Raw genomic sequence first — 435 nt, 5'->3', positions numbered from 1 at the left:
GGCTCACTTGATCCATGAGACAGGGCAGGGGATCCACACGGGCTTGCGCCCGCGCTCACCCCGGCCCTGACATTCTCGTAATTGGCTGAGCAGACCGCCGGGCGGTCTGCTGCGCTTGATTTCCCCGAGCGTCAGGGGGCCGAAAATCTCTCGTATCAGATCCGGTCCAGGGGGAAGGCGCAAAGAGAGACCCGCGCCAGGGCGCGGCTCACATATCTCTTTTTGTGCGCCTCAAGCAGATATCGTGAAAATCCCGGTTCCTCCCACGCGCCAGCGCGCGGGTCCCTCCCAAATTCACTGAAATTCAACCTGACCACCCCGTCTGGATCAGCTCCGGATCTTTTGTCATCGGCCCCCATCCTTGCCGGGGAAAAACGCGGATGGGGTGCGGGTGTCGATGTCACAGCCAATGGGCCGTTTCCTTGGCCCATTGGA

General features: G+C 61.4%; 1 protein-coding gene. It reads right to left on the bottom strand.

Annotation, left to right across the window (positions count from 1 at the left end; all coding sequences use genetic code 11):
• Positions 1–155: 155 nt before the first annotated feature.
• On the bottom strand, positions 156–435 hold a 280-nt coding region (locus Q1B13_RS26895), incomplete at its 5' end, for a hypothetical protein (RefSeq protein WP_299085970.1).

It is taken from the genome of uncultured Ruegeria sp. (assembly GCF_947489545.1).
Lineage (GTDB): Bacteria > Pseudomonadota > Alphaproteobacteria > Rhodobacterales > Rhodobacteraceae > Ruegeria.
Note: the sequence above shows the minus strand (reverse complement) of the source record. Positions and strands in the feature narration are given on the sequence as shown.